The organism is Micromonospora sp. NPDC003776, from assembly GCF_053605645.1.
The window spans coordinates 1-4,572 of sequence record NZ_JBSGJR010000562.1; the positions used below are offsets into that span (position 1 = coordinate 1).

Here is a 4,572-nt window from a genome sequence, read left to right on the forward strand (position 1 = left end):
GCACGAGTGCGGCGGGCCGGGCACGTCCGACGAGTCGGACTTCACGGGCCTGTTGGCGGTCTCCGGGGCCGGGGTCCGGCCGGGGACCGGGGCTGGGGCCGACCGGACCGGGGTCGGGGACCAGGGCGTCGGGCCGGGGGCCGCGGGACGGTGGCCGGGGTGGGGCGTGGTCAGAGGGGGGTGAAGGGGTGGGTGAGGTGGGGGGTGGCGAGGGTGGTGGGGCCCTGGGTGGCCAGGGTGTGCAGGAGGGTCTCGCGGGTGGTGCGGGCCAGGACCGCATCCTCCTCGTGCGCGTAGGCCAGGGTCGGGTCGGCCAGTTGCAGCTGGTGGACCAGAAGGTCGCCGGTGACCAGGAGGCGGTCGTCGCCGGAGTCGACCAGCACGGACTGGTGGCCGGGCGTGTGTCCCGGGGTGCTCAGCACGCGTACCCCGGGGGTGAGGTCGGTGTCGCCGTCGAGCACCCGCAGCCGGCCGGCGGCGCGCAACGGCCCGAGGAGCCGGGCCGGCAGTTCCGGGTGGAACCGGGCCAGGGCGTCCAGCTCCGCCCGTTGCACCAGGTGGTCCGCGTTCGGGAAGAGGTCGCCGGCCCAGCCGACGTGGTCGGAGTGCAGGTGGGTGAGCACCACGCTACGGACGTCCGCGGGGTCGATCCCGGCCGCGGCCAGTTCCGCGGGCAGCCTGCCCGGGACCGGCGCCCAGCTGGCCGCGAGCGAGTCGGCCGGGCCGATGCCGGCGTCCACCAGGGTGACCGGCCCGTCCCCGGTACGCAGGGCGAAGCAGCGGAACGGCAGCCACCAGCGACCGTCCGGGGTGACGGCGGCCGGGTCCCGGCGATCGGCCTCCGCCCACTGGGCGGCGGTGGCGCCCGGGAAGGCCTCCTCGCGCGGCTGGAAGAAGGGCCCCACTCCGTCGAGCAGGGCGGTGACCGTGATAGACCCGATCGTGTGATCCAGCGGCATCCGGGAAGGATGGCACCGCGTCCCCTTCCGGGGCGACCCCGTTTCCACGGGGTGAGGCCGGCTGGGGAGCCCCGGTCTGTTTGCAGTACGCTCGTACTGCTTGAGCATGTGTCCCCCGAGAGGAGCGCCGGCCGATGGCGAAGATCAAGGTAAACAACCCGGTCGTGGAAATCGACGGCGACGAGATGACCCGGATCATCTGGAAGCAGATCCGGGAGCAGCTGATCCTGCCGTACCTCGATGTCGACCTGCACTACTACGACCTGTCGATCCAGCACCGCGACGAGACCGACGACCAGGTCACCGTCGACGCCGCGAACGCGATCAAGGAGCACGGCGTCGGCGTCAAGTGCGCCACGATCACCCCGGACGAGGCCCGGGTGGAGGAGTTCGGCCTCAAGAAGATGTGGCGGTCGCCGAACGGCACCATCCGCAACATCCTCGGCGGCGTCGTCTTCCGTGAGCCGATCATCATGTCCAACGTGCCGCGGCTCGTCCCGGGCTGGACCAAGCCGATCATCATCGGCCGGCACGCGCACGGTGACCAGTACAAGGCCACCGACTTCGTCGTTCCGGGCCCGGGCACGGTGACCATCACCTACACCCCGGCCGACGGCGGCGCGCCGATGGAGATGGAGGTCGCCAACTTCCCCGGCGGCGGCGTCGCCATGGGCATGTACAACTTCGACGACTCGATCCGGGACTTCGCCCGCGCCTCCATGCGCTACGGCCTGGACCGCGGCTACCCGGTCTACCTGTCCACCAAGAACACCATCCTCAAGGCGTACGACGGCCGGTTCAAGGACATCTTCGCCGAGGTGTTCGAGAACGAGTTCCGGTCGGAGTTCGAGAAGGCCGGCATCACCTACGAGCACCGGCTGATCGACGACATGGTCGCCGCCGCGCTCAAGTGGGAGGGCGGCTTCGTCTGGGCCTGCAAGAACTACGACGGTGACGTGCAGTCGGACACCGTCGCGCAGGGCTTCGGCTCGCTGGGCCTGATGACCTCCGTGCTGATGACCCCGGACGGCCGTACGGTCGAGGCCGAGGCCGCGCACGGCACCGTCACCCGGCACTACCGGCAGTGGCAGAAGGGCGAGAAGACCTCGACCAACCCGATCGCCTCGATCTACGCCTGGACCCGGGGCCTCGCCCACCGGGGCAAGCTGGACGGCACCCCGGCGGTCACCGAGTTCGCCAACACGCTGGAGCAGGTCATCGTCGAGACCGTCGAGGGCGGCCAGATGACCAAGGACCTCGCGCTGCTCATCTCGCGGGACGCCCCGTGGCTGACCACCGACGAGTTCATGAACGCGCTCGACGAGAACCTGGCGCGCAAGGTCGCCGCCTGATCCTCGCCCGCGTCACCGACCGAGCCCGCCGGCCCCGTGCCGGCGGGCTCCGTCGTGTCCGGGCGTCACCCCGACCGGCCGCGCCTCGTTGAGCAGGGTGGACGAGATTCCAGTCCCGTCCAAGGAAGGTTGACCGCGTCGCCTCGCGGCCTGAGTGCCGACCAGCCAGCCTTCCCGGCTGTCGCGCGCAGCCAGCCGTCCCTTCCCTTGCGGGGGGCCCTGTCCCGGGCCCCCCGCGCCCTGTTGTGCGGGGGTGTCACCCGGCGCGGAGCAGTTCGGCGGCGCGCTCCGGGGCGATGTCGTTGATGAAGACGCCCATCCCCGACTCGGAGCCGGCCAGGTACTTCAGCTTGTCCTTGGCCCGCCGGATGCTGAACAGCTGCAGGTGCAGGTGCCCCAGCTCGCGGTCGACGCGTACCGGGGCCTGGTGCCAGGCGGCGATGTAGGGCATCGGCAGGTCGAACAGCCCGTCGAAGCGGCGCAGCACGTCCAGGTAGAGCGGGCCGAAGGCGTCCCGCTCCGCGTCGTCGAGCGCCGGGATGTCCGGCACCGGCCGGTGCGGCGCCACGTGCACCTCGAACGGCCAGCGTGCCGCCGCCGGCACGTACGCCGTCCAGTGCTCGTTCTCCGTCACCACCCGGTCCCCGGCGGCCCGCTCGGCGGCGAGCACGTCCGCGTACAGGTTCCCGCCGGTCCGCTCGGCGTGCCGGCGGGCGGCGGCCAGCATGGTCCGGGTCCGCGGGGTCACGAACGGGTACGCGTAGATCTGCCCGTGCGGGTGGTGCAGGGTCACCCCGATCTCCACGCCCCGGTTCTCGAACGGGAAGACCTGCTCGACCCCCGGCAGCGCGCCCAGCGCGGTGGTCCGGTCGGCGAGGGCGTCCAGCACGGTCCGGACCCGGCGGGGGGAGAGGGCGGCGAAGGAGGCGTTGTGGTCGTCGGTGAAGCACACCACCTCGCACCGGCCGCGCCCCGGGCGGACCGGCGTGAACGGGGTGATCTCGTCCGGCTCCGCGGCGACCCGCTGGCTGAGCGATGGGAAGCGGTTCTCGAAGACGGCCACGTCGTAGTCGGGGGCCGGGATCTCGCTGAGCCGGCCGTCGCGGGAGGGGCAGAGCGGGCACTCGTCGGCCGGGGGCAGGAAGGTGCGGGTCTGCCGGTGCACCGCCACGGCAACCCACTCGTCGGTGAGCGGGTCGTACCGGAGCTGGGAGGCGGGCGGGGGCGGGGGCAGCTCCCGCCGGTCCGGCTGGTCGCGGACGGCGTCGTCCCGCTCGTCGAAGTAGATCAGCTCGCGGCCGTCGGCCAGCTCGATCTGCGTACGCTTCACTCCGCCCCCTCGCTGCCCGGCACGATCACCAGCTCGCCCACCCTGTCCGCGAGTACCCGCCGGGCGTCCGGCGCCAACCGGTCGTCGGTGACCAGCACGTCGGCCGCGTCCAGGCTGACGATCGAGGAGATGCCGACGGTGCCCCACTTGGTGTGGTCGGCGAGCACCACCAGCCGGTCCGCCGCCGCGACCAGGGCCCGGTCGGTGTCCGCCTCCATCAGGTTCGGCGTGGTGAACCCGGCCCGTTCGCTGATCCCGTGCACGCCGAGGAAGAGCACGTCCAGGTGGAGCGCGCCGAGCGCGGCCACCGCGAGGGGGCCGACCAGCGCGTCCGAGGGGGTACGCACCCCGCCGGTGAGCACCACGGTCTGGTCCGGCCGGCCGCCGACGTGCAGGATCTCGGCCACCGGCAGGGAGTTGGTCACCACCGTGATTCCCGGTACGTCGAGCAGGTGGCGGGCCAACTGGGCGGTGGTCGTACCGGCCGAGAGGGCGACGGCCGCGCCGGGGCGGACCAGCTCCGCGGCCCGCGCCGCGATGGCCGCCTTCTCCGCCGCCTGGCGGACCGACTTGGCCCGGAAGCCCGGCTCGTCGGTCGAGCCCGGGCCGGCGAGGGTGGCTCCGCCGTGCACCTTGGCCAGCAGTCCCTGTTCGTGCAGCGTCTCCAGGTCGCGCCGGATGGTCATGTCGGAGACCCCGAACTCGGCGGCCAGCTCGGTGACCCGGACGCCGCCGGCGGCGCGGACCCGGTCCAGGATGGCCGTCTGCCGCTGGCGCGCGAGCATCCCCGGTCACCTCCGCCCTCTCGACCACATGCCCACGTGGTCGAACGTGTTCCAACAAAGCCGAACACTACCGCGCAGCGCCGCACAGCGGAAGCGGACCGGGGCCGGACGTGCGACCGCCGCCGGCCCCGGGCGGGGACGGCGGC

The 4,572-nt window shown here is 72.8% G+C and carries 4 protein-coding genes; 1 reads left to right on the forward strand and 3 read right to left on the reverse strand.

Features of this window, described 5'->3' with window-relative positions; all coding sequences use genetic code 11:
- Nucleotides 1-170: 170 nt before the first annotated feature.
- A complete protein-coding gene (locus ACWEVO_RS30855; protein ID WP_452310985.1) occupies nucleotides 171-959 on the reverse strand; it encodes an MBL fold metallo-hydrolase in 789 nt (262 codons plus the stop codon).
- A 134-nt stretch (nucleotides 960-1,093) separates the two neighbouring features.
- Here ACWEVO_RS30855 and ACWEVO_RS30860 point away from each other — a divergent pair, with 134 nt between their 5' ends.
- Nucleotides 1,094-2,311 (forward strand): NADP-dependent isocitrate dehydrogenase, encoded by a 1,218-nt coding sequence (locus tag ACWEVO_RS30860; protein WP_452310986.1) that lies wholly within the window; start codon nucleotides 1,094-1,096, stop codon nucleotides 2,309-2,311.
- A 256-nt stretch (nucleotides 2,312-2,567) separates the two neighbouring features.
- Here ACWEVO_RS30860 and galT read toward each other — a convergent pair whose 3' ends face one another.
- Nucleotides 2,568-3,641, reverse strand: coding sequence for a galactose-1-phosphate uridylyltransferase (galT, locus tag ACWEVO_RS30865; RefSeq protein ID WP_452310987.1), 1,074 nt, complete (start codon nucleotides 3,639-3,641; stop codon nucleotides 2,568-2,570).
- Nucleotides 3,638-4,426 carry a DeoR/GlpR family DNA-binding transcription regulator gene (locus tag ACWEVO_RS30870; RefSeq protein WP_452310988.1) on the reverse strand — a complete coding sequence of 263 codons (789 nt, stop codon included), beginning with the start codon at nucleotides 4,424-4,426 and terminating at the stop codon, nucleotides 3,638-3,640. The genes galT and ACWEVO_RS30870 overlap by 4 nt, the downstream gene beginning before the upstream one ends.
- Between the last annotated feature and the right edge of the window lie 146 nt (nucleotides 4,427-4,572).